General features: G+C 67.7%; 4 protein-coding genes. All 4 read left to right on the top strand.

Annotated features, from left to right (window positions below; genetic code table 11):
• Positions 1-287 (top strand): toprim domain-containing protein (locus GXW78_RS27670; protein ID WP_211872147.1); only part of this gene is annotated, 287 nt, incomplete at its 5' end.
• Positions 284-655: a hypothetical protein gene (locus tag GXW78_RS27665; RefSeq protein ID WP_211872146.1), complete on the top strand. Its 372-nt coding sequence runs from the start codon at positions 284-286 to the stop codon at positions 653-655. The genes GXW78_RS27670 and GXW78_RS27665, both read left to right, overlap by 4 nt.
• Positions 652-1,059, top strand: a complete 408-nt coding sequence (locus GXW78_RS27660) for an ASCH domain-containing protein (protein ID WP_211872145.1) — start codon at positions 652-654, stop codon at positions 1,057-1,059. The genes GXW78_RS27665 and GXW78_RS27660 overlap by 4 nt, the downstream gene beginning before the upstream one ends.
• Before the next feature lie 11 nt (positions 1,060-1,070).
• A partial coding sequence (locus tag GXW78_RS27655; RefSeq protein WP_211872144.1) for a hypothetical protein occupies positions 1,071-1,333 on the top strand: 263 nt, incomplete at its 3' end.

Raw genomic sequence — 1,333 nt, 5'->3', positions numbered from 1 at the left:
GGATCGAAACCGCGCTCGCGGTGCATGCGCTGACCGGCCTGCCGGTGTGGGCCTGCATCGCGGCGGAGATCCTCGCCGCGCTGCATCTTCCTTTCGAGGTCTCGGCGCTGACGATCTTCGCTGATCGCGACAAGCCGAAGCCGCCGCGCCACCCGGAGGGGCATGGCGTGCACGCCGCGCGCGCGTTGGTGCAGCGCCAGCGCCCGATGGCGGTGCGATGCGAGATCCGCGTGCCGAACCCGCCATTCAAGGATTACGCCGACGTGCTGGAAGCGAGGGCTGAGTGACTGTGTCGCCTGGCGCCGATCGGCCCGCTGATGCGACGGAGACCGTCATCAAGCGCTGGATCATTGTCCATGAGCCTGGGATGGTCCCTGAGAAGAAGCGGCCGCATCCACAGACGAGTGAAGGTGCGGAGGATTTCCTGATCCAGCTCGCTCTCTGCCGTCCGCCCGGCACACGCTACACGCTGGCTTGCCTCACCTGGGATCACGACCTTTGGGTCTGCTCCGGCGAGGAAGCTCTCTCGATGTCGTTTCTCGCGCGGCCGCGCATCTTCGCGAAACGTGTTCAGCGCATCGCTGCGGACAATGCCGCATGGCTCAAGGCGACGCCGGAACGCATCCGGGCCGTCGCGAGAGGTGATCTGCCGTGAGTGAACCGACGAAGGCGCTCTCCATCATGCAGCCTTGGGCCTGGCTGATCGTCGCCGGGCACAAGGATGTCGAGAACCGCAGCTGGCCCACGCGCTTCAGAGGCCCGGTGCTGATCCACGCCGGCAAGCGCTTCGACTTCGATCCGCAGGAATGGGACTGGCCCGACATCGAACAACCCTGCGACTTCGATCTCGGCGGGATTGTCGGTGAGGCGGAGATCGTCGACTGCGTCAGCGCCAGCCGATCGCGCTGGTTCTTCGGGCCGTACGGCTTCGTCATCCGCAACGCGCGCCCGCTGCCGTTCCGTCCGTGCCACGGCATGCTGGGCTTCTTCACGCCGGACTTCTCCCCGCCCGCAACGAGGCCTGCCCCGCTTGCGCGCCAGGGTGCTCTCTTCTCGTGAGCGGATCCAACGTGATCCCCCTCCGCGCCGGCGACGACGACGCCGACTTCGACGCGCCGCTCTCCCCCGAGCCCCCTGACGACAAGGGCGGAAAGCGCCGCGGCGGCGGGGGTGGCGAGAACCGTTCCGACGATGGCGGTGAGCGCTTCGGTGCCGTGGTGCCCCTCGGCGTACGCACCCGGCGCGGCTGCACCTGCTATGTCTTCCTCGACGCTGCCGGCCTCGAGACGACGCTGTCCGCGAAGGACATGCACAGCGCCGCCATCATCGAAGG

This window comes from Neoroseomonas terrae (genome assembly GCF_018129025.1).
Taxonomy (GTDB): Bacteria; Pseudomonadota; Alphaproteobacteria; order Acetobacterales; family Acetobacteraceae; genus Neoroseomonas; species Neoroseomonas terrae.
This window is presented reverse-complemented; position numbering and strand designations above follow the sequence as displayed.